This is a genomic window from Streptomyces sp. CA-294286 (genome assembly GCF_050947155.1).
Taxonomy (GTDB): Bacteria; Actinomycetota; Actinomycetes; order Streptomycetales; family Streptomycetaceae; genus Streptomyces.
Window position 1 is genome coordinate 1,123,063 of sequence record NZ_CP192005.1, and the last position, 21,141, is coordinate 1,144,203.

Below are 21,141 nucleotides of genomic sequence, written 5' to 3' on the forward strand. Positions count from 1 at the left end.
ACCGCTGCGATGAGCGCCACACGCCCTCCGGCCGAGGGGCGGGGGCCTGGCGACGGCCCCGAGCAGCCCGGGCCGGCGTCGCGCACCGGGACGCGCGGCCCGGGTCCCCGGGTCGCCTATCTGCGGTACGGGACGGGAAAGTTGGGCGGTGCGGCCGTCTCGCTCTTCGCCGTGCTGGTCACCAGCTTCTTCCTGTTCCGAATCATCCCGGGCGACCCGGTACGCGCGATGACGCACGGCCGCCAGGTCTCGGCAGAGCAACTCAGCGCGCTGAGACGTCAGTTCGGGCTCGACCTGCCGGTGTGGCAGCAGTTCACCGAATACTGCGCCAGGGCACTCGGCGGCGACCTGGGCACCTCGTACCAGTTCCACGCCCCGGTGGGCGAGCTGATCGCCGCGAAGTTCCCCGCGACGCTGCTGCTCACCGGGGTCGCCGTGCTGGTCTACTCGACGCTCGGTCTGTGGCTCGGCACCCGCTCTGCATGGCGGCACGGCAGCCTCGGCGACCGGGTCAGCACCGGGGTGGCGCTGACCCTCTGGTCGATCCCGGCCTTCTGGCTCGGACTGCTGCTGATCATCGTCTTCTCGGTGGGTGTCGGTCCGCTCCCGGGCCTCTTCCCGACCGGTGGCATGGAATCCGGCAACGAGACGGGCTTCGCGTACGTGCTGGACGTCGCCCATCACATGGTGCTGCCGGTCACCACCCTCGTCGCGGTCGGTTACGCGCAGACGCTCCTGGTCATGCGTTCCTCGCTGCTGGACGAGATGGGCAGCGACTACCTGACGACGGCACGCGCGAAGGGGCTGCGGGACGCCCTCGTACGCCGCAGGCACGCCGTACCGAACGCGTTGCTGCCCACCGTCACCATGATCTTCATCAATCTGGGCCATGTGGCGGCGGGTTCGATCCTCGTCGAGACGGTGTTCTCCTGGCCCGGACTCGGCGGTCTCTTCTACGCGGCGCTCAGCGTGCCCGATCTGCCGCTCGTCCAGGGCCTGTTCGTGGTGTTCGCGGGCGCGATGATCCTGATGAACCTGCTCGCCGACCTCCTCTATCCGCTGCTCGACCCCAGGGTGGCCCGATGACGACCGAGTCCGCGCCGAAGCCTCCTCCGCAGAGCGCGTCCGACCCGCCCGTCGCGGCGCCGGCGGGAAGCGCGAAGGCCCTCGCGCGGGCCCGCCGCCGCAGGTCCGCCGCCCGCTTCTGGAAGCAGTACCGGGCACACCGGTCCGGCCTGTTCGGGCTCGCCGCGCTCGTACTGATCGCCGTACTGGCCCTCGCGGCCCCCCTCCTGGTCGGCGACGACGTGCAGAACGTCACCGACGCTCCCGGCGACGCGCTCGAATCGCCGAGCGGCCGGTTCCCGCTGGGGACCGACCAGTTCGGACGCGACCTGCTCGGACTGCTGCTCTGGGGGACCCGGGTCTCGCTCGCCGTCGGACTGATGGCGGCGGCCCTGTCGGTGGCCATCGGCACCCTCGTCGGCATCCTGGCCGGGCACTTCGGCGGCTGGTTCGCCACCGTCGCGATGCGCATCACCGACTGGTTCCTGGTGATGCCCTCGCTGGTCCTGGCGATCGTCCTGGCCACGGTCCTGTCCCACAGCATCTGGACGGTCGTCCTCGCCATCGGCGTCGCCTCCTGGCCGACCACCGCCCGTCTCGTACGGGCCCAGACCCTCGCCGTCGAGTCCCGCCCGTACATCGAACGCGCCCGCGCCCTCGGCGGTGGCCACGCCCATCTCATGACCCGGCACGTCCTGCCCAACGTGATGCCGCTGGTCCTGGCCCAGACGACCCTCGGCATCTCCAGCGCCATCCTCACCGAGGCCACCCTCGCCTTCCTCGGCCTGGGCGATCCCGACGTCGTCTCCTGGGGCGGCATGCTCCAGGACGCACGCGAGACGGGCGCGGTGTCGTCCGGGCACTGGTGGTACCTGGCACCGCCCGGCATCGCCATCGCGGTCGTCGCCCTCGCGTTCACGCTGTGCGGGCGGGCGATCGAATCCGTGCTCAACCCCAAGCTGGGAGTGGCCCGTTGAGCACCTCGACGCACACCGGTACCGTGCCCCTCCTGGAACTGAGGGACCTACACGTGACGTACGGCACGGACGTGCACGCCGTCCGGGGGGTCAGTCTCACCCTCCCGGCCGGGCAGAAGCTCGGCGTCGCCGGCGAGTCCGGGTGCGGCAAGTCCACCCTGGCGCTCGCCCTGCTGCGGCTACTGCCGGCGAGCGCCCGGCTGTCCGGGGAGATCCTGCTCGACGGCGAGGACGTGCTCACCATGAAGTGGGGCCGGCTGCGCGCGGTCCGCTGGGCGGGCGCCTCCCTGGTCTTCCAGGGCGCGATGCACTCCCTCAACGCGGTGCACCGCATCGGCGACCAGATCGCCGAGCCCCTCCTCGTGCACGGCCTGGCCACCCCGGACGCGGCAAGGCGGCGCACCGCCGACCTCCTCGAACAGGTCGGCCTGCCCGCCGCGCGCGCCGACGCCTATCCGCACGAGCTCTCCGGCGGCCAGCGTCAGCGCGTCATGATCGCGATGGCGCTGGCGTGCGACCCGCAGCTGATCGTCGCCGACGAGCCGACGACGGCCCTGGACGTGATGATCCAGGCGCAGATCCTGCGGCTGATCGAACAGTTGGTCGCTGAGAAGGGCATCTCGCTGCTCATGATCAGTCACGACCTGGCGGTGCTCGCGGACACCTGCGACCGGCTCGCCGTGATGTACGCGGGACGGGTGATCGAGGAGGGGCCGGCGGCCACCGTCCACACGGCGACCCAGCATCCGTACGGGCTCGCCCTCGCCGCCGCGTTTCCGCGCATCGGCGACCCGGCGTCCCGGCGGGCGCCGCGCGGGCTGCCGGGCGATCCACCGGACCCGGCGCTGCTTCCGTCCGGGTGCACTTTCCATCCCCGGTGCCCGGTGGCGCTGGACGCGTGCGCGACGGAGGACCAGGAGCTGCGGGAGGCGGGGCGGGGGCACTGGGCGGCCTGCGTGCACGTGGAGGCGCGGGGGACTTCCGGGCACACCGGACCGGACTGACGGACCGGCCCCGGGGCCGGTCCGCTCGCCGGACCCGGCCCGCCCGACGCTCCCGCGACCGGCCCGCCCGGCCAGCGACCGCCTCTCACGTCCGGTCCGCTCGCCCGACGTGCCCCGGCCGCCCGGCCACCGTCCGGTCCCCTCACCACCCTCAACGCCCGCCCGGCACCCCCCGGTCCCTCACCACCCTCAACGCCCGCCCGGCGCCCCCGGAGCTGCTCAGCCACCGTCCGGCCCCCTCATCACCCACACCGACCGCCCCTCCCGACGTCCGCCCGATCCCCGTAACGGAGTCACGCCCATGACCACCGCCCCGGCGGCCACCGCACGGCCCTCACCCGCCGCCCCCCTGCTCACGGCGACCTCCCTGCACGTCACGTTCCCCGGGCGTCACCACGCTCCCCCGGCCCGTGCCGTGGACGGGGTCGACCTCGCTCTCGGCCCCGGCGAAATCCTCGCTCTGGTCGGCGAGTCGGGCTGCGGGAAGACGACGCTCGCCCGCGCGCTGCTCGGTCTGGTCCGGCCCACCTCCGGCCAAGTGGCCTTCGCCGACGTGCCGTTGGACTACCGCTCGCGCGCCCTGAAGGCGTACCGCAGACGCGTCCAGCTGATTCTCCAGGACCCGAGCGGCTCCCTGAATCCCCGGCACACCGTCTACGACGCCGTCGCCGAGGGGCTGCGCATCCACCGGTACGAGGGGGACGAGCGCGCCGCCGTCGCCGAGGCCCTCTCGCGGGCCGGGCTGCGCCCGCCCGAGCGCTTCTTCCTGCGCTACCCGCACGAGCTCTCCGGCGGTCAGCGTCAGCGCGTCGTCATCGCGGGCGCCCTCGTCCTCGACCCGGAACTCGTCGTCGCCGACGAGCCGGTCGCCTCCCTCGACGCCTCGGTGCGCGGCGAGATCCTGGCCCTGCTGCTCCGGCTGCGCGACGAGTTCGGCCTCTCCGCCCTCGTCGTCACCCACGACCTCGGCCTCGCCTGGAACATCGCCGACCGCGTCGCGGTCATGTACCTGGGCCGCATCGTCGAGTCGGGGCCGGTGGAAAGCGTCCTGACGCGCCCTCAGCACCCTTACACGCAAGCTCTGTTGTCGGTACTCCCGGAGGCGGGCCGCGAGCCGGTCGTGCTCGGCGGAGAGCCCCCGGACCCCTCCCGGATCCCATCCGGCTGCCGCTTCCACGCCCGCTGCCAGATCCTCGCCTCGGGCGAGGCGGACGCTGCGGGTGTCGCCGCAAGGTGCCGCACGGAAGAGCTGCCCGTCCTCGCGGCGGGCGGCGAGGAACCCCGGGTCGCCTGTCACTGGGCGGCCACCGGGCGGACACGGGAGGAGCAGCAGGGGCAACGACGAGACGGCCGCTGACCACGGCGGTGGAGGGCCCCGGCGCGCCGGGAACCCTCCACCGCCGTACCTGAGAAGGAACCGCCTCAGGCGTCGTCGTCCTTCTTGCCGGAGAGGGAGTCCTTGACGCCGCCCAGCTTGTCCTTGGCCTTCTCGCCCAGCCCCTCGGCCTTCGCCTTCAGCTGGTCGGTCTGGCCCTCGGTCTCCATGCGGTCGTCTCCGGTGGCCTTGCCGCCGAATTCCTTCGCCTTGCCCTTGAGCTTGTCGAACGTGCTCTCGCTGTCGGACACGGGGTTCCGCCTTTCGCCGGGGTACGCGTTCCGGGACCACGTTGCCGCAGCTCGGAGCGTTCCGCATGTCGAGGCGGGCCGGTCGACTGCTATTCCGCTTCCGCGTCGGCCGTCAGGACCCGGGCCTGCTTCACGTCGTCGGCGATCGCTTCGAGCAGCGCGTCGATCGACTCGAACTTGGCCATACCGCGTACGTACGCGAGGAATTCGACGGCGACGTGCAGCCCGTACAGATCGAGCCCCACCCGGTCGATGGCGTACGCCTCGACCGTCCGTTTCTTGCCCTCGAACTGGGGGTTCGTGCCGACGGAGATCGCGGCGGGCATCCGCTCGCCGTCGGCGGTCAGCCAGCCCGCGTACACGCCGTCGGCGGGGATGGCGGTGTGCGGGAGGGTCTCCACGTTCGCGGTCGGGTAGCCCAGCTCGCGACCGCGCTGTTCGCCGCGTACGACCACGCCCTCGACGCGGTGCGGGCGGCCCAGGATCTCGGCCGCTCCCGCCACGTCGCCCTCGGCGACGAGCCGCCGCGTCAGTGTCGAGGAGAACGGTTCGCCGCCGCCCGCCTCGCCGCTCACGAACAGGTCGATGACCTCGACGTCGTAGTCGTACGTGGGGCCCAGCTCGGCCAGGAACTGCACGTTTCCGGCGGCCTTGTGCCCGAACCTGAAGTTCGGGCCCTCGACCACCAGGCGTGCGTGCAACTTGTCGACCAGCACCTTCACCACGAACTCGGCCGGTGACAGCTTCGAGAACTCGCTCGTGAAGGGGAGGATCAGCAGGGCGTCGACGCCCAGGCCCTCCATCAGCTCGGCGCGCCGGTGGTGCGGGGCGAGCAGTGGCGGGTGGCTGCCGGGGCGGACGACCTCGCTCGGGTGCGGGTCGAAGGTCACCACGACGGACCGTGCGTCCAGTTCGCGGGCGAGGTCCACCGTCCGCCCGATGATGAGCTGGTGCCCACGGTGCACGCCGTCGTAGGAGCCGATGGTGACGACGCTGCGTCCCCAGTCCTGGGGGATGTCCTCCAAGCCGCGCCAGCGCTGCACTGTGACCGCTCCTTGTACGTCTCTGGTACGTGATGTTGGCTGCCCCACGGGTCCGGACGGACCCGGAAGCCTGCTCTTACGCAGGTCTAAGACTGCCATGCCCACGCCCGGCGCCCCGCATCGGTGCCCTTACCGGGCCGCCTCTCCGCCGCCTGCGGGCCGTCCGGGACGCACGGCCCGCCGGATGTCCCCTCTCCCGGTGCCTCCCGCGGCGTACGGGCGCGCTCCCGCTCTCATCGGCCGCCGGTCCGGCAGCCTTCCCGGCCGTTCCCCGGTGTGCTCCTCCGGGCGGGCTCCGCCGCGGCCGTCCCGCTTCCCGGCGGCCCGTCCACCGGTCCGGTCGGCCCGTCGTCCGGCCCTTGCCGCCCGCCCGCCCCCTCCGGTCCGGCTTCCGTCTCCGCCAGGGCCTCGACCGTGCGTCGCGCGCTCGGGCCGACCAGCGCCGCCCAGTCCTGCGGCGCCTGGGCCGTCCAGCACACGAGGCGTCGCGCGAAGCCCGGTACCTCGCGTGCCAGGGCCACCAGTCGCCGGTCGAAGCGGGCCGCGCCCTCGGGTGTCCGTACGAGGAGCGCCGCGGTGCGCCGCACGAGGTCCCGGGTCCCGCTGTCCGGCCGCTGCCCGGAGCCGAGCGCCGCCGCCCGCAGCACGGCGACGAGGGCGGTCGCGTCCCGGTCCCGGGCGGCGTCGTGGCGCGCGTGCTCCTCGTACTCCAGGAGTACGTCGAGCAGTTCCGCCCGCAGCGGGGCGGAGGCGGGGCCGCCGGGCGTGGCGAGTACGGTCGCGAGAGCGCTGCGCAGCTCCTCCGGGCTCCCCCGCAGCAGTCCGCGCACCAGCGGCAGCAGTTCCGTGCGCGCCGCCGGGCCGCTCTCCAGCCGGGCCCGGACGAACTCCGCGGCGTACACCGCGTCCTCGGGGCGTCGTGCCACGTACTCGGCGACCAGGGCGGCCGACCGGCGGGCGAGGGCGGGCGCGGTCACGGCGGCGAGCGCGTGCAGCACCTCCCGGGCCCGCGCGTCCACGTCGTACAACCCGGTGCGAAGGGTCGCCAGCACCGGCTCCGGGTGGGTGGCCAGCGCGCGGACCAGTGCATCGGCGGGGACCCGGGGCTCGCCGACCACGAAGGCGGCCATCGCGCGGGGCAGGTACCGCGACCGGGTGTCCGGGTCCGCTACGAGCAGGGCGAGCGCCTTCCCGTGCAGGCTCACGTCCGCGGTCCGCCCCAGCAGTGCCAGCGCCGCGCACCGCAGCAGTTCCCGGTCCGCCTCCGCCGCCGCGTGCGACGCGGCCACCAGCCCGTACGCGGCAGCTGCCACGCGCCGTTCCACCCGGTCGTCGTGCGCCCACCGGGCCACGGCGCGGCACAGCGCGGAGGGTTCGTCCGCCGCCAGCGCGTGCAACAGTTCGTCGGCCCGTGGACGTCCGGCCTCCGCGAGCGCCTCCAGGAGGTCGTCGACGGCCGGGCCGCGGTGCGTGTGCAGCAGGGCCTGTGCCACTTCGGCGACCGTCGCCGCGGCCCCGCCGGGCAGGACGCGCTCGTCGTCGAACCACCCGCACAGCAGCATCTGCACCCGCCGCACGTCGCCCCGCAGCAGCCGTACGACGGCGTCGAGGTAGCGGTCGGGGGGCCGCCCGCCGCGTCCTGCCGCGCTCTCCGGCGCCCCGTCGGCGAGCACCAGTACCCGCAGCAGGTCGACCCGCTCGGCCTGGTCGACCCCCAGCCGCTCCCAGAACCGGGGGCCGAAGACGCCCAGCCCGCAGCCCAGCCCCTGTGGCCCGCCCGCCCGCAGCGACCGCGCGGTCACCGCTTCCGCCAGCTCCCGCAGGACACCGCGATACGGGCCGAGGTCGGGCACCCGGGCCAAGGTGTCGCCGATCAGGTGGGCGGCCCACCACTGGGCGTCCGCGCTCTCCGGCCCGTCCAGCACTTCGAGACGGCGGATCAACGCGCGCATCCGGGCCGCGAGACCTCCGGGGCCGTGGTGCCGTTCCAGCAGAAGCATCGCCTCGACGACGGGCCCGATCCGGTGCCGGGGCACGGGCAGCCCCCGCTTCGCCCCGGCCGGCCGGCCCCCCTGCTGCGCACAGCCGGGAGAAGGGGAGGGTTCAGGAGCGCCGCGTGCGGCGGGACCCGCGCTCTTCGCCGCCCCCCGCCTCGCCACCTGGGCGGGGACTCGTCCCGGGCCCGCGGCCGCCCCGGCCCCCACCAGCCGCCTGACCGCCTCGCCCAGATCCAGGTGCGCCCCCTGCACCCAGTCCGCCACCTCCTCGTGCGCGAACCGGTACCCGCCGCCCGCCGGCACGAGTACGCCCTCCGTCAGCACCGCCGACGCCCATCCGCTCCGCCACGGGAAGATCTCCTCGAACGCCTCCCGCCCCAACTCCCCCTGCCCCGGCCCCAGGCACCGCCGCGCCGCCTCGTGCAGGCGCCCGGACACCTCCGCCGCCAGCCTGCGCACCGCGGTACCGCGCAGGGACGGGCGGTGCGCGGCGGCCACCCGTACCGCCACTCGCAGACACACCAGCCCCAGGTGCGCCTCGAACACGTCCTCGCGCGTCGGGCATCCGTCGACCACTCCCCCGGGCACCGCGGCCCGCACCTCCGCGAGCAGCCGCAGCGTCAACGGATGCCGTGCGTCGGCCTCCCCCAACGCCCCCTCCGGCACCCCGTACCGCTCCCGCGCGCACACCGCCTCGGGCTCGGCCAGATCACCCAGCGCCACCGCCGGCGGCAGCCGTTCCGCGGCCCCCGGGTGCAGTGCCTCCGCCGGGTACAGGGCCCCCGCCTGTTCCCAGTGCTCGGGACGGCAGGCGACCACCAGCCGGGCCCCGCACTCCCGCAGCCAGCCCGCCGTCCCGGCCGTCCACTCGGCCGTCCGGTGCGCCGGCACGGGCGGCATCTCCTCCGGCCCGTCCAGGAGGACGAGCAGCGGCCTCCCGGCGTCCCGTGCCAGCCGGGCCACCCGCTCCGGCGTGGCCACCCCCATGTCCCCCGGCGTTCCCGAGGCGGCGAGGATCCGCCCCGCCCGCCTCAGCGCCCGTCCCACCGCGTCGGCGACGGACGCGTCCCCGTCGCGCAGGTCGGCTCCGCGCAGCCATACGGTGGGGGCGGGCGCGGGTCCGCGCGCCCGCCGCGCGGCCAGCGCCGCCAGTTCGGTGCTCCGCCCGGTCCCGGGCATCCCGACCAGCCCGAGGACACACTGCTGCGCCGCCTCGAACCGTTCGAACTCCGCGACGAGCCAGGCCCGTTCCACCGGTTCCCGCCAGGTGTCCGGCCCCGCCGACCCCACCGAGGTCGCCGTCAGCTGGAGCGCCCCTGCCAGGTTGAGGTCCCTCCCGTACGCGGGCACGGTCGCCGCGTTCCGCCGCAGCAGTTCGCCGAGCGGCCCGCCCCCCGTCTGCCCGCCGGTGAGCGGCACGGCGAAACCCGCCGCCCGGTGGACGGCGGGGACCTCCCCGTCCCGCACCCGGCCCGGGGCGTGCGGAAGCAGGGACGTGGCGAGCACCGCCAGCACCGCCCCGGTCTCCGCGTCCAGCACCGGCCCCCCGGCCGCCGCCCCGCCCTGCCGCAGCGCGTCGCTGCCCGCCGTGCCCATCGCCAGCTCCAGCGCACGGTCGAGGAGGTGGACGCGGTCCGTGGCGGTGTGCGTGACGGGCGCGACCCCCAGCACCCGCGCTTGCCGCCACCCCCCGGCGGCCAGTCGCACGTACGACCCGACGGGCACCGAGGCCCGCGCGGTCACCGGCAGCGGCCGCACTCCGAGCCCCTCGGTCCGTACCAGAGCGAGCCCCGCCTCCGGCAGCGGCACTAGGGCGTCGGCCGCGACACGGCAGGTCCGGTCGCCGGGGGCGCACAGCAGCAGTCCGCTCAGGCCGTCGACGACCTCGTGGCCGGTGACGACGGTTCCCAGGTGGTCCGCGACGAAACCGGTGCCGCGCGGCCGTCCGGCCGGGTCACAGATCCGTACGAGCACGGCCTGGGCGACCGGTGCCGCCTGTGCGGCCGGTTCTGCGGGCCCGGCCGGTGGAACCGACGCCATAGAGAAGCACCCCCTGCCACGACCGTAGGCAGGGGGTGATCAGCGAAAGAAGGACGCCTGACGAAAGCGCCCCCCGTCACTCCCCGTATTCACTCCGAGCGCCCGCCCGAAGGGGTGATTCGGAGGCCGGGAACGGACAGACCCTGGAGCAGGGGGAGGCAGCGGGAGGGGATCGTGGAGCGGGCAGTACGTCGTCTGCCCGCTCCACGGTTTCGCCCGGTCCGCGCGGAGCGGACGGGTCAGCCGAAGACCGCCAGGCTCTTCGCCTTGCCCCGCTGGTCCTCGACCAGGGCGAGGAGGCGCCCGTCGGGCCCGTAGACGGCGACCGGGTTGCGCGGGTGCGCGGCCATGTCGATGCGCACCCCGTTCATGATCAGTCCGGCGCGCTTCTCGTCCACGTCCCAGCGCGGGAACGCCGCCGCCGCCGCGTCCGCGATCGGCATGACGGTCAGCTCCTCCTGGTGCTGCTCCAGGGTGCGGGCCGCGTCGAGTCCGTAGGGGCCGACCCGGGTGCGGCGCAGCGCCGTGAGGTGCCCGCCGACGCCGAGACCGGCGCCGAGGTCGCGGGCCAGGGCACGGATGTACGTGCCCGACGAACAGACCACGGAGACGACCAGGTCCACGACGGGCGTGCCGTCCTCCGCGACCGCCGGGCGCACGTCGTACACCTGGAAGGAGGAGACGGTGACCGGACGGGCCGGGATCTCGAAGTCCTCGCCCTCGCGGGCCCGCTTGTAGGACCGCTTGCCGTCGATCTTGATGGCACTGACCTTGGACGGCACCTGCATGATGTCGCCGGACAGCTTGGCGACGCCCGCGTCGATGCCCTCACGGGTCACCGCGGAGGCGTCGGTGGAGGTGATGACGTCGCCCTCGGCGTCGTCCGTGAGGGTGTCCTGGCCGAGCCGGATGGTGCCCAGGTACTCCTTCTCGGTCAGCGCGAGGTGGCCGAGCAGCTTGGTGGCCCGCTCGACGCCCAGGACGAGGACACCGGTGGCCATGGGGTCGAGCGTGCCGGCGTGGCCGACGCGGCGGGTCCTGGCGATCCCGCGCATCTTGGCGACGACGTCGTGCGAAGTGAAGCCGGACGGCTTGTCGACGATGACAAGTCCGTCCGGCGTCCTGCTCACTGCTGTGTCGCTCATGCGGTGGCGTCGTCCTCGTCGTCGTCACCGGGCTTCTTGTACGGGTCCGCGTCGCCGGCGAACGTGGCGCCCGAGGACACCTCGCGCACCTTGGCGTCGTTGGCCCGCGCCTTGTCGAGAAGGCTCTCGATCGTCTTGGCGTTCTCCGGGAGCGCGTCCGCGACGAACGTGAGGGTGGGCGTGAACTTGGTGCCCGCCGCCGCACCGACCGCCGAGCGCAGGATGCCCTTGGCGCTCTGCAGGCCGGCGGCCGCGCTGGCGCGGTCCTCGTCGTCGCCGTACACCGTGTAGAAGACCGTGGCCTCCCGCAGGTCACCGGTGACGCGGGTGTCCGTGATGGTCACGTGCGTTCCCAGCCGCGGGTCCTTGATGCCGCGCAGCAGCTTCTGGGCGACCACCTCCTGAATGAGGTCCGCCAGCTTCTTCGCCCGAGCGTTGTCGGCCACTGGTCCTTCTCCTTGTTGATTACGTGCTCAGTCTTCGTCACTGTGCAGCCGCCGTCGTACCGACAGCAACTCCACCTCGGGCCGGGCGGCGACCAAGCGCTCGCACCGGTCCAGTACGTCTGCGAGGTGCCCCGTGTCGCCGGACACCACCGCCACGCCGATCTCGGCCCTGCGGTGGAGGTCCTGGTCGCCGACCTCCGCCACGCTGACCGCGAACTTGCGGTGCAGCTCGGCGACGATCGGACGGACGACGGAGCGTTTCTCCTTCAGCGACCGTACGTCGCCGAGCAGGAGGTCGAAGGACAGAGTCCCCACATACATGTGTGTCCGGATGTCCCGCCGGTTCGGGTTCATGTGCCGCTGCCACTGCTTGGCAGGGACACCAGAACCGTACACGCAACGGCCGGGGCCGCTCGACGGAAATAATCTCCGCCGAGCGGCCCCGACCACTGCTGACATCAGGGGCTGTGCCCCGGGTCACGGTTCTCGCTGCGTGGCTGTCAGCCGCGCGGCTTCTCCCGCATCTCGTACGTCGCGATGACGTCGTCGATCTTGATGTCGTTGAAGTTGCCGAGGTTGATACCGCCCTCGAACCCTTCGCGGATCTCGGTGACGTCGTCCTTGAAGCGGCGCAGGCCCTGGATGTTGAGGTCCTCCGCGACGACCTTGCCGTCGCGGATGAGGCGCGCCTTGGTGTTGCGCTTGACCTCGCCGGAGCGGATGAGGACACCCGCGATGTTGCCGAGCTTGGACGAGCGGAAGATCTCGCGGATCTCCGCGGTACCGAGCTCGACCTCCTCGTACTCCGGCTTGAGCATGCCCTTGAGCGCTGCTTCGATCTCCTCGATGGCCTGGTAGATCACCGAGTAGTAGCGGACGTCGACGCCCTCGCGCTCGGCCATCTGCTGAGCACGGCCGGCCGCACGGACGTTGAATCCGATGACGATGGCGTCGGAACCCGTCGCCAGGTCGATGTCGGACTCGGTGACCGCACCCACACCACGGTGCAGGACGCGGATGTCGACCTCGTCGGAGACGTCGAGCTGGAGCAGCGAGGACTCGAGAGCCTCCACCGAACCGGACGCGTCGCCCTTGATGATGATGTTGAGGTCCTGCACCAGACCGGCCTTGAGGGCCTCGTCCAGGTTCTCCAGGGAGAACCGGACGCCACGGCGGGCGAACGCCGCGTTCCGCTCACGAGCGGCACGCTTCTCGGCGATCTGACGGGCCGTGCGGTCCTCCTCGACGACGAGGAAGTTGTCGCCCGCGCCGGGGACGTTGGTGAGACCCAGCACCAGGACGGGGGTCGAGGGACCCGCTTCCTGCACGTTGTTGCCCCGGTCGTCGAGCATGGCGCGCACACGGCCGTAGGCGTCGCCCGCGACCATCGTGTCGCCGACGCGGAGGGTACCGCGCTGGACGAGGACGGTGGCGACGGCGCCGCGGCCCTTGTCGAGGTGGGCCTCGATCGCGATGCCCTGTGCGTCCATCTCCGCGTTCGCCCGAAGGTCGAGCGACGCGTCCGCGGTCAGGACCACGGCCTCCAGCAGGGAGTCGATGTTGAGCTCCTGCTTGGCGGAGATGTCGACGAACATCGTGTCGCCGCCGTACTCCTCGGCCACCAGACCGAACTCGGTGAGCTGACCGCGCACCTTGGTCGGGTCGGCGCCCTCGACGTCGATCTTGTTGACCGCGACCACGATCGGCACGTCGGCCGCCTTGGCGTGGTTCAGCGCCTCGATCGTCTGCGGCATCACACCGTCGTTGGCCGCGACCACGAGGATCGCAATGTCGGTGGACTTCGCGCCACGGGCACGCATGGCGGTGAACGCCTCGTGACCGGGGGTGTCGATGAAGGTGATGGCGCGCTCTTCACCGTTGACGTCGGTGGCGACCTGGTAGGCACCGATGTGCTGGGTGATGCCACCGGCCTCGCCCGCGACGACGTTCGTCTTGCGGATAGCGTCGAGGAGGCGGGTCTTGCCGTGGTCGACGTGACCCATGACGGTGACGACCGGCGGACGGGAGACGAGCATGTCCTCGCCGCCCTCGTCCTCGCCGAACTCGATGTCGAAGGACTCCAGCAGCTCGCGGTCCTCCTCCTCCGGGCTGACGATCTCCAGGACGAAGTTCATCTCGTCCGCGAGCAGCCTGAGCGTCTCGTCGGAGACGGACTGCGTGGCAGTGACCATCTCGCCGAGGTTCATCATCACGCCGACGAGCGACGCCGGGTTGGCGTTGATCTTCTCGGCGAAGTCGGTGAGCGAGGCACCGCGCGACAGGCGGACGGTCTGTCCGTTGCCGCGAGGCAGCATCACGCCGCCCACGGACGGGGCCTGCATGGCCTCGTACTCCTGGCGCCTCTGACGCTTCGACTTGCGACCGCGGCGCGCGGGACCGCCGGGACGGCCGAAGGCGCCCTGCGTACCACCACGTGCGTTGGGACCACCGGGACGGCCGGCGAAGCCGGGACGTCCACCGCCGCCGCCACCGGGGCGACCGGCGAAGCCGCCGCCACCGCCGCCGGGACCGGCCGGACGGCCTGCGAAGCCGCCGCCGCCGCCACCGGGACGGCCTGTGAAGCCGCCGCCGCCGGGACGACCGCCGCCGCCACCGGGACGACCCGCGCCGCCGGTGCCGGGACCGCGACCGCCGCCACCGGGACCGCCGCCAGGGCGGGGACCAGCAGCCGGACGCTGCGGCATCATGCCCGGGTTCGGGCGGTTGCCGGAGGGAGCGCCACCGGCGCCGCCGGGACGCGGTGCGCCGCCCTGCGGGCGGGGCATGCCACCGGGGCTCGGACGGCCTGCGCCGCCCTGACCCTGCGGACGCGGAGCGCCGCCGGGGCCGCCCTGCGGGCGCGGGGCGCCACCGGGCGCACCGGCACCGCCGGGACGGGGCGCGCCGCCCGGACGGGGCGCCTGGGGGCGCGCCATGCCGGTGGAACCGCCGGAGGTGAAGGGGTTGTTGCCGGGGCGGGGACCCGAGGGGCGGGCGCCGCCGGGGCGCGGGGCGCCCTGACCGGCCGGACGTGCGGGACGCTCTCCGCCGCGCTCGCCACCGCGGTTGTCGCGCTGGCCGCCCTCACGGGGGGCGCTGTCACGCTGGGCCGGGGCCGGACGGGCCGGACGCGGACCGGGGGTGGCGCCGGCGGGACGCGGGGCCTGGGGCGCTGCCGGAGCGGCGTTCTGGGCCGGTGCGTTCTGGGCCGGTGCGGGTGCGGAGAACTCGGCCTGCGGCACCGGGGTGACCGGGGCCGGCTTGGCCGCGGCGGGCTTGGGGCCCGGACGCGGACCGGCGGCAGCCGGGGACGCGGCGGGGGCCGTGGGCTCGCTCTTGGGGGCCTCGGCCGCGGCCGGCTTGGGGGCCGGTGCGCCGGGCTTGGGGGCGCCGGGGCGGGGAGCCGCCGGTGCCGGGGTGTCCGCGGACGGTGCCGCGGGCTTGGCAGGCGTCGCCTTGCGGGGCGCGCCGGGCTTTGCTGCGGACTTGCCGGCGTTGCCGCCGGGGCCCTGCAGTGCGTCAGTCAACTTGCGTACCACTGGCGCCTCGATCGTCGAGGACGCCGAACGTACGAATTCACCAAGTTCTTGGAGTTTGGCCATGACGACCTTGCTCTCCACACCGAACTCCTTGGCGAGTTCGTATACCCGGACCTTAGCCACTTCGCTCCTTTTAGGTCCGGGTTGAACGCCGGACCGTCGCTACTTCATGGGCGTACTCATCGCGTACTCATCGAGTGCTCATCGCAATCTCGACCTACTTCCAACTCGCGAGGTACCTGACCGCACGGGGACCCGTGCCGTTCGTTTGTTGCGTCTTACGGTGTCGCCTGCCCGACGTCGCGCGCCACGTATTTCTCCAGTGGCGCGGTGTCGAGCGGTCCCTGACCCCGAAAGGCCCGGGGGAACGCCCGGCGGCGGACCGCCAGGTCGTAACAGGCAGAGGCGGGGTGCACGTAGGCACCCCGGCCGGGCAGCGTACCGCGAGGATCAGGGACACACTCACCCTCGACCACCACGATGCGCAGCAAATCGCTCTTGGCCGCTCGCTCCCGGCAACCCACACAGGTTCGCTCAGGGCGTGCGCCGGTCTGCGTTTGGCCAGACACGACTAAGTCTACCTCCCCGCACCGACCTCACCCCTTGGGGGCAAGGATCGACAAGCTGTTCGTCAAAAAAAGATGTGGCCCGGGTCTCAGCCGGGCCCACCTCGCGACGTCCGTCCCGCTCAGCCGCGGTCGTCCCGGCGGTCACGGCCGTCACCGTTGGCACGGCGGTACTCACCGGGCTCCTCGCCCTCGGCGAGCTCCTCGGTGTCCGGGCGGATGTCGATGCGCCAGCCCGTGAGGCGGGCGGCCAGGCGGGCGTTCTGGCCCTCCTTGCCGATCGCCAGCGAGAGCTGGTAGTCCGGGACGGTCACCCGGGCCGAACGGGTCGACATGTCGACGACCTCGACCTTGGAGACGCGGGCCGGGGACAGCGCGTTGGCGACCATCTCCGCCGGGTCGTCGGACCAGTCCACGATGTCGATCTTCTCGCCGTGCAGTTCGGCCATGACATTGCGCACACGGCTGCCCATCGGGCCGATGCAGGCGCCCTTGGGATTGATGCCGGAGCGCGTCGAGCGGACCGCGATCTTGGTGCGGTGGCCGGCCTCGCGGGCGATGGCCTCGATGACCACCGAACCGTCGGCGATCTCCGGGACCTCCAGCGCGAACAGCTTCTTCACCAGGTTGGGGTGGGTGCGCGACAGCGTCACGGACGGACCGCGGACGCCCTTGGCGACCCGTACGACGAAGGCGCGCAGGCGCAGGCCGTGCGTGTACTCCTCGCCCGGGACCTGCTCCTGCACCGGCAGGATGGCCTCCAGCTTGCCGATGTCGACCAGGACGTTCTTGGGGTCCTTGCCCTGCTGCACGAGCCCGACGACGACCTCGCCCTCGATGCCGGCGTACTCGCCGAAGGTCTGGTCGTCCTCGGCGTCGCGCAGCCGCTGGAGGATGACCTGCTTGGCGGTGCTGGCGGCGATGCGGCCGAAGTCGTCCGGGGTGTCGTCGAACTCCTTGGGCTCCTGGCCCTCTTCGAGGTCCGCCGGGTCCTCCTTCGCCCACACTGTGATCTTTCCGCTCTCACGGTCGAGCTTCACCCGGGCACGGCGGAAGCTGCCGTCGGTGCGGTGGTACGCGATGAGGAGGGCCTGCTCGATCGCCTCGACCAGTACCTCGAAGGAGATCTCCTTCTCCCGTACCAAACCCCGCAGGGCGCTCATGTCGATGTCCACGGCTACGCCTCCTCTTCCTTCTCGTCGTTCACGTCTTCGTTCTTGTCCTTGCGGTTGAACTCGACCTCGACGCGGGCCTTCGCGATGTCGGCGAACTCCACGCGGCGGGCGGTGGGCCTGCGCCCCTTCACGCCCGGCACCTCCAGGTCGAGCCCGTCCTCGTCGACGACGAGGATGCGGGCGGTCAGCTCGGCGCCGTCGCTCAGCGTGAGCCGGGCGAGGCGGCCGGTGGCCCGTACGTAGTGGCGGTGCTCGGTGAGCGGGCGGTCCGCGCCCGGGGAGCCGACTTCGAGGACGTACTCCTCGTCGCCCATCGCGTCGCTCTCGTCGAGCTTCTGCGAGATCGCCCGGCTGACCTCGGCGCACGCGTCGAGTTCGACGCCCTCGTCGGAGTCCACGACGATTCTCAGCACGCGGCGCCTGCCGGCCTTGGCCACCTCGATCTCTTCGAGGTCCAGGTCCTGGGCGGCGACCAGCGGTTCCAGCAGTTCGCGCAGCCTGTCGCTCTGGGTGGTGCTCATCCGGGTGACTCCTCGGCCGCGTGTGCTGTTGTCTGTTTCGTCGTGTGTCAGATCAAAGGGTATCCGGTCCGGAGGGGTGTTGCCGTCCGTCCACCGGACACCGCGGGTACGCTCGCCTGCGGTGATCACCCGGGAACCGAGGGAGACGGACACGTGCGCACGCCCACCACTCGCAGACGTGCGCTGGCCTGGAGCACAGCCGCCGCGGCGGGCCTCCTGGCCGGCTGCTCGGACGGCTCCGGACCCGCCGGCTCCGCCGGTACGGAGACGGGCTCGACCGCACGGAAGGCAGCCGTCCGGATCCGCGAGTCCTCCGCACGGACGAGCCTGGACCTGCTCGCCCACTACGACGCCCTGCTGAAGACACACCCCGCCGAGGCAACCCGGCTGAGACCGCTGCGCACCCAGGTGGCCCGCCAGGCGGACGTGCTGCGCGGGGAGGGCCGACCCGTCGCGGGGCGGGCCCCGGTGACGGTGGCCGCCGACCCCCGCGCCGCCGTCAAGGAGCTCGCGGCGGCCGAACAGCGCGCCAGTGACGCCCATCTGGCCGCCCTCGGCGGAGCCACCCCCGAACTCGCCCGCCTGCTGGCGTCGGTGGCGGCTGCGGGCGCCGCCCACGCGTACCTGCTGACGAACGGAGCCGAGCGATGACGCTGACGGCGGTACAGGCGGCGCTGGCCGCCGAGCACGCGGCCCTGTACGGCTACGGGGTGGTCGGCGGACGGATCGGCGCCGAGCGCCGCGCCGAGGCCCGCGAGGCGTACGACGCCCACCGCTCACGGCGCGACGCCCTGGTCCGCACGGTGCGCGACCTGGGCGGCACGCCGGCCGTCGCGGAGGCGGCGTACGCCCTGCCCTTCCCGGTGCCGGACGCGGCGACGGCGGCGCGGCTGGCCGCGGTACTGGAGGACCGGATCGCCGGGGTGTACTCGGACCTCGTACGCGCCGCCCGGGGCCCGCTGCGGCGGGAGGCCGCCGGGGCGCTGCGGGAGGCAGCGGTGCGGGCGGTCCGCTGGCGGGGCAGCAGCGTAGCCTTTCCTGGGCTCGCCGAACTGACCACTTCGGTACGCGAAGGCGTGTAAGCCCTACGAATCGAAGGAGAGCACGCCACCTATGGCTTTCGAACCGTCGCAACGCCTGGTGAGGGCGCTGGGCGAGGCGCAGGGGGAATCGGCCGCAGCCGACTGGCTGGAGCGGCTTCCGTCACTGGCTCAGGAGGCTCTCGCCGGACGGGAGTTGACGGTCGAACGCGTCCAGGCGCCGGGAGGCCGCAGCAGCATGGTGGTGCTGGTACGACGGCCCGACGGCACCCAGGGCGCGCTCAAGCTCGCCCCGGAGGCGGCGCACCCCGAGCGGGAACGGGCCGCGCTCGCGCACTGGAACGGCTGGGGTGCGGTACAGCTCGCCGAGGACGAGTCCCCCGACGGCGCACTGCTGCTGGAACGCCTCCACTGCGAGGTGTCGCTGCGCTCGCTGCCGGAGGCGAAGGCGCTGCTGGAGGCCGCCGGCCTCGTACGGAAGCTGTGGGTCGCCCCGGCCGACGGGCACCCCTTCGAAACGGTCGAGGAGCGCACCGGACGCCAGTGCGGCCCGATGCGCGAGGCGCCGCGGGATCTGACGCCGTTGGTCGACGCGGCCCTCGCGGCCCGCGACTCCCTGGTGTCCTCCGCCCCCGAGGTCCTGCTCCTGCACGGCAACTTCCGGCAGGGCAAGGTCCTCGGCGGGGATCGCACCCCGTGGCTCGCCGTCGGCCCCGACCCGCTGGTGGGCGAGCGCGCGTACGACCTGGCCCGGCTCGTCCGCGACCGCATCGACGACCAGATCGCCACCGCCGCCGGCTCCCCCGCGACCCGCCGCCGGATCAACCGCCTCGCCGACTCCCTCGACGTGGACCGCGAGCGGCTGCACGGCTGGACCCTGTTCCGCGCGGTGGAATCGGGCACCCGCGCCCTCGCGGCGGGGCGGACGCAGGACGGCGAGATGCTGCTGGAGTTCGCGAGCTGGCTGTAGGGCGTGCAGCCAACGGGTCGGGCAGGTCCGGAACATGTCCGTCCGAAGCTGGTGGTACAGCGCACCCGGCCCCGGGGCCCAGGGGCGCGTAGGCCGGGTGCACGTCGGACGGCGGTGCGTGTCGGGCGGGTGTACGTGGGACGGCGGTGCGCGTAGGGCGGGTGCGCGCAAAGCGGTGCGCGCGGCCTGAGCTCGTACGGCCTACGTACGGTCCAGGCACGTACGGCCGAAGCCCCGCACCGGATGCCGGTGCGGGGCCCTCGGCCGTACTGAGGCGCCGGTAGCGGGCTACTGGGCGGTCAGGCGGGCGATCGCTTCGTCCACCGTCAGTTCCTCGCGCTCGCCGGTGCGGCGGTCCTTCAGCTCCAGGACGCCGTCGGCGGCGCGCCGGCCCGCGACCAGGATCTTCGGGACGCCGATCAGCTCGGAGTCGGTGAACTTCACGCCGGGCGAGACGCCGGGGCGCTCGTCGACCAGGACGCGCAGGCCCGCTTCCGCCAGCTTCTCGGCGACCTCGACGGCCAGTTCCGTCTGGAGGGCCTTGCCCGCGGCGACGACGTGCACGTCGGCCGGGGCGACCTCGGCGGGCCAGCACAGGCCCTTCTCGTCGGCGGACTGCTCGGCGAGGGCGGCCACCGCGCGCGAGACGCCGATGCCGTAGGAACCCATGGTCACGCGGACCGGCTTGCCCTGCTGGCCCAGCACGTCGAGGGAGAACGTGTCGGCGTACTTGCGGCCGAGCTGGAAGATGTGGCCGATCTCGATGGCGCGGTCCAGCTTGAGGCCGGTGCCGCAGGCGGGGCACGGGTCGCCCTCTTCGACGACGACCACGTCGAGGTAGTCGTCGACCTCGAAGTCACGGCCGACGACGACGTTCTTGGCGTGCGTGTCGGCCTTGTTGGCGCCGGTGATCCAGGCGGTGCCGGGGGCCACGCGGGGGTCGGCGAGGTAGCGGACCTTGGCGAGGCCCTGCGGGCCGACGTAGCCGCGCACGAGGTCGTCGCGGCCCTCGAAGTCCTCGGCGGTGACCAGCTCGACGACGGCCGGGGCCAGGTGCTCGCCCAGCTTGCCCAGGTCGACCTCGCGGTCGCCGGGCACGCCGACGGCGACGATCTCGCCGTCCACCTTGACCAGGAGGTTCTTCAGGGCCGCCGAGGCGTCGACGCCGAGCTGTGCGGCGAGCGTCTCGATGGTGGGGGTGTCGGGGGTGTCCAGGTCCTCGGCGGCCGGGTGCGTGACGCCCTCGACGGCCTTGAGGGGGAAGGTGACGGCCTCGGTGTTCGCGGCGTAGTCGCAGTGCGGGCAGTCCGCGAAGGTGTCCTCGCCGGCGGCGGCCGGGGCGAGGAACTCCTCGGAGGCCGAGCCGCCCATGGCGCCGGAGACGGCGGACACGATGCGGTGGTCCAGGCCGAGCCGGTTGAAGATCTTGATGTACGCCTCGCGGTGCAGGCGGTACGACTCGACGAGGCCCTCGTCGGTGGTGTCGAAGGAGTACGAGTCCTTCATCTGGAACTCGCGGCCGCGCAGGACGCCGGAGCGGGGGCGGGCCTCGTCGCGGTACTTCGTCTGGATCTGGTAGAGCATCACCGGCAGGTCCTTGTAGGACGTGCACTGGTCCTTGACCGTCTGGGTGAAGATCTCCTCGTGGGTGGGGCCCAGGAGGTAGTCGGCCCCCTTGCGGTCCTTGAGGCGGAAGAGCAGGTCGCCGTACTCCTCCCAGCGGCCGGACGCCTCGTACGCCTCCTTGGGCAGGAGGGCGGGCAGCAGCACCTCCTGCGCGCCGATGGCGTCCATCTCCTCGCGCACGACGCGCGAGATGTTGTCCAGGACCTTCTTGCCGAGCGGCAGCCAGGTCCAGATGCCGGCCGCGTTGCGACGTACGTAACCGGCGCGGACCAGCAGCTTGTGGCTGAGGGTCTCGGCGTCCGCCGGGTCGTCGCGCAATGTCTTGACCATCAAACGGGACATGCGCTGGACCTGGGCCATG

General features: G+C 73.1%; 18 protein-coding genes. 7 read left to right on the plus strand and 11 right to left on the minus strand.

The features are described 5' to 3' along the window. Nucleotides 1-9: 9 nt before the first annotated feature. The 4 genes from ACQPZG_RS09580 to ACQPZG_RS09595 all read left to right on the plus strand — a co-directional run bounded on the left by ACQPZG_RS09580 (nt 10) and on the right by ACQPZG_RS09595 (nt 4,403). Nucleotides 10-1,086: an ABC transporter permease gene (locus ACQPZG_RS09580; protein WP_433545399.1), complete on the plus strand. Its 1,077-nt coding sequence runs from the start codon at nt 10-12 to the stop codon at nt 1,084-1,086. After that, complete coding sequence (locus ACQPZG_RS09585) at nt 1,083-2,042, plus strand: ABC transporter permease (RefSeq protein ID WP_433545400.1); 960 nt, start codon at nt 1,083-1,085, stop codon at nt 2,040-2,042. Before ACQPZG_RS09580 ends, ACQPZG_RS09585 begins: the two co-directional genes overlap by 4 nt. Continuing rightward, nucleotides 2,039-3,046: an ABC transporter ATP-binding protein gene (locus tag ACQPZG_RS09590; RefSeq protein ID WP_433545401.1), complete on the plus strand. Its 1,008-nt coding sequence runs from the start codon at nt 2,039-2,041 to the stop codon at nt 3,044-3,046. Before ACQPZG_RS09585 ends, ACQPZG_RS09590 begins: the two co-directional genes overlap by 4 nt. A gap of 301 nt (nt 3,047-3,347) precedes the next feature. Further along, nucleotides 3,348-4,403 (plus strand): oligopeptide/dipeptide ABC transporter ATP-binding protein, encoded by a 1,056-nt coding sequence (locus ACQPZG_RS09595; protein ID WP_433545402.1) that lies wholly within the window; start codon nt 3,348-3,350, stop codon nt 4,401-4,403. A 65-nt stretch (nt 4,404-4,468) separates the two neighbouring features. On the opposite strand, the gene ACQPZG_RS09600 is transcribed toward ACQPZG_RS09595, so the two are convergent. From ACQPZG_RS09600 to rimP, 10 genes are all read right to left on the minus strand, one after another. Next, nucleotides 4,469-4,672 carry a CsbD family protein gene (locus tag ACQPZG_RS09600; protein WP_433545403.1) on the minus strand — a complete coding sequence of 68 codons (204 nt, stop codon included), beginning with the start codon at nt 4,670-4,672 and terminating at the stop codon, nt 4,469-4,471. Nucleotides 4,673-4,761: 89 nt separating this feature from the next. Further along, a complete protein-coding gene (locus ACQPZG_RS09605) occupies nt 4,762-5,715 on the minus strand; it encodes a bifunctional riboflavin kinase/FAD synthetase (protein WP_433545404.1) in 954 nt (317 codons plus the stop codon). Nucleotides 5,716-5,948: 233 nt separating this feature from the next. Further along, nucleotides 5,949-9,752, minus strand: a complete 3,804-nt coding sequence (locus ACQPZG_RS09610; RefSeq protein WP_433545405.1) for a serine protease — start codon at nt 9,750-9,752, stop codon at nt 5,949-5,951. A gap of 239 nt (nt 9,753-9,991) precedes the next feature. After that, nucleotides 9,992-10,897 carry a tRNA pseudouridine(55) synthase TruB gene (gene truB, locus ACQPZG_RS09615; RefSeq protein ID WP_433545406.1) on the minus strand — a complete coding sequence of 302 codons (906 nt, stop codon included), beginning with the start codon at nt 10,895-10,897 and terminating at the stop codon, nt 9,992-9,994. Continuing rightward, entirely contained in the window at nt 10,894-11,343 is a 450-nt protein-coding gene (gene rbfA, locus ACQPZG_RS09620) for a 30S ribosome-binding factor RbfA (protein WP_433545407.1), read from the minus strand. The genes truB and rbfA overlap by 4 nt, the downstream gene beginning before the upstream one ends. Before the next feature lie 27 nt (nt 11,344-11,370). Beyond that, complete coding sequence (locus ACQPZG_RS09625; protein WP_433545408.1) at nt 11,371-11,664, minus strand: DUF503 domain-containing protein; 294 nt, start codon at nt 11,662-11,664, stop codon at nt 11,371-11,373. A 179-nt stretch (nt 11,665-11,843) separates the two neighbouring features. Beyond that, on the minus strand, nt 11,844-15,005 hold the full coding sequence (gene infB, locus ACQPZG_RS09630; RefSeq protein WP_433545409.1) for a translation initiation factor IF-2: 3,162 nt from the start codon (nt 15,003-15,005) through the stop codon (nt 11,844-11,846). A 155-nt stretch (nt 15,006-15,160) separates the two neighbouring features. Then, complete coding sequence (locus ACQPZG_RS09635; RefSeq protein ID WP_433545410.1) at nt 15,161-15,451, minus strand: YlxR family protein; 291 nt, start codon at nt 15,449-15,451, stop codon at nt 15,161-15,163. Between the two features lie 119 nt (nt 15,452-15,570). After that, nucleotides 15,571-16,623 carry a transcription termination factor NusA gene (gene nusA, locus ACQPZG_RS09640; RefSeq protein WP_433545411.1) on the minus strand — a complete coding sequence of 351 codons (1,053 nt, stop codon included), beginning with the start codon at nt 16,621-16,623 and terminating at the stop codon, nt 15,571-15,573. A gap of 2 nt (nt 16,624-16,625) precedes the next feature. Beyond that, complete coding sequence (gene rimP, locus ACQPZG_RS09645; protein ID WP_433545412.1) at nt 16,626-17,144, minus strand: ribosome maturation factor RimP; 519 nt, start codon at nt 17,142-17,144, stop codon at nt 16,626-16,628. Nucleotides 17,145-17,297: 153 nt separating this feature from the next. Here rimP and ACQPZG_RS09650 point away from each other — a divergent pair, with 153 nt between their 5' ends. Genes ACQPZG_RS09650 through ACQPZG_RS09660 form a run of 3 tightly spaced genes read left to right on the plus strand, consistent with a single transcriptional unit; the run spans nt 17,298 to nt 19,154 of the window. Then, a complete protein-coding gene (locus tag ACQPZG_RS09650; protein WP_433545413.1) occupies nt 17,298-17,795 on the plus strand; it encodes a hypothetical protein in 498 nt (165 codons plus the stop codon). After that, nucleotides 17,792-18,226 carry a ferritin-like domain-containing protein gene (locus ACQPZG_RS09655; RefSeq protein WP_433545414.1) on the plus strand — a complete coding sequence of 145 codons (435 nt, stop codon included), beginning with the start codon at nt 17,792-17,794 and terminating at the stop codon, nt 18,224-18,226. The genes ACQPZG_RS09650 and ACQPZG_RS09655 overlap by 4 nt, the downstream gene beginning before the upstream one ends. Nucleotides 18,227-18,257: 31 nt before the next feature. Further along, nucleotides 18,258-19,154: an aminoglycoside phosphotransferase family protein gene (locus tag ACQPZG_RS09660; RefSeq protein ID WP_433545415.1), complete on the plus strand. Its 897-nt coding sequence runs from the start codon at nt 18,258-18,260 to the stop codon at nt 19,152-19,154. A gap of 288 nt (nt 19,155-19,442) precedes the next feature. Here ACQPZG_RS09660 and ACQPZG_RS09665 read toward each other — a convergent pair whose 3' ends face one another. Beyond that, nucleotides 19,443-21,140, minus strand: coding sequence for a proline--tRNA ligase (locus tag ACQPZG_RS09665; RefSeq protein WP_433545416.1), 1,698 nt, complete (start codon nt 21,138-21,140; stop codon nt 19,443-19,445). Between the last annotated feature and the right edge of the window lies 1 nt (nt 21,141).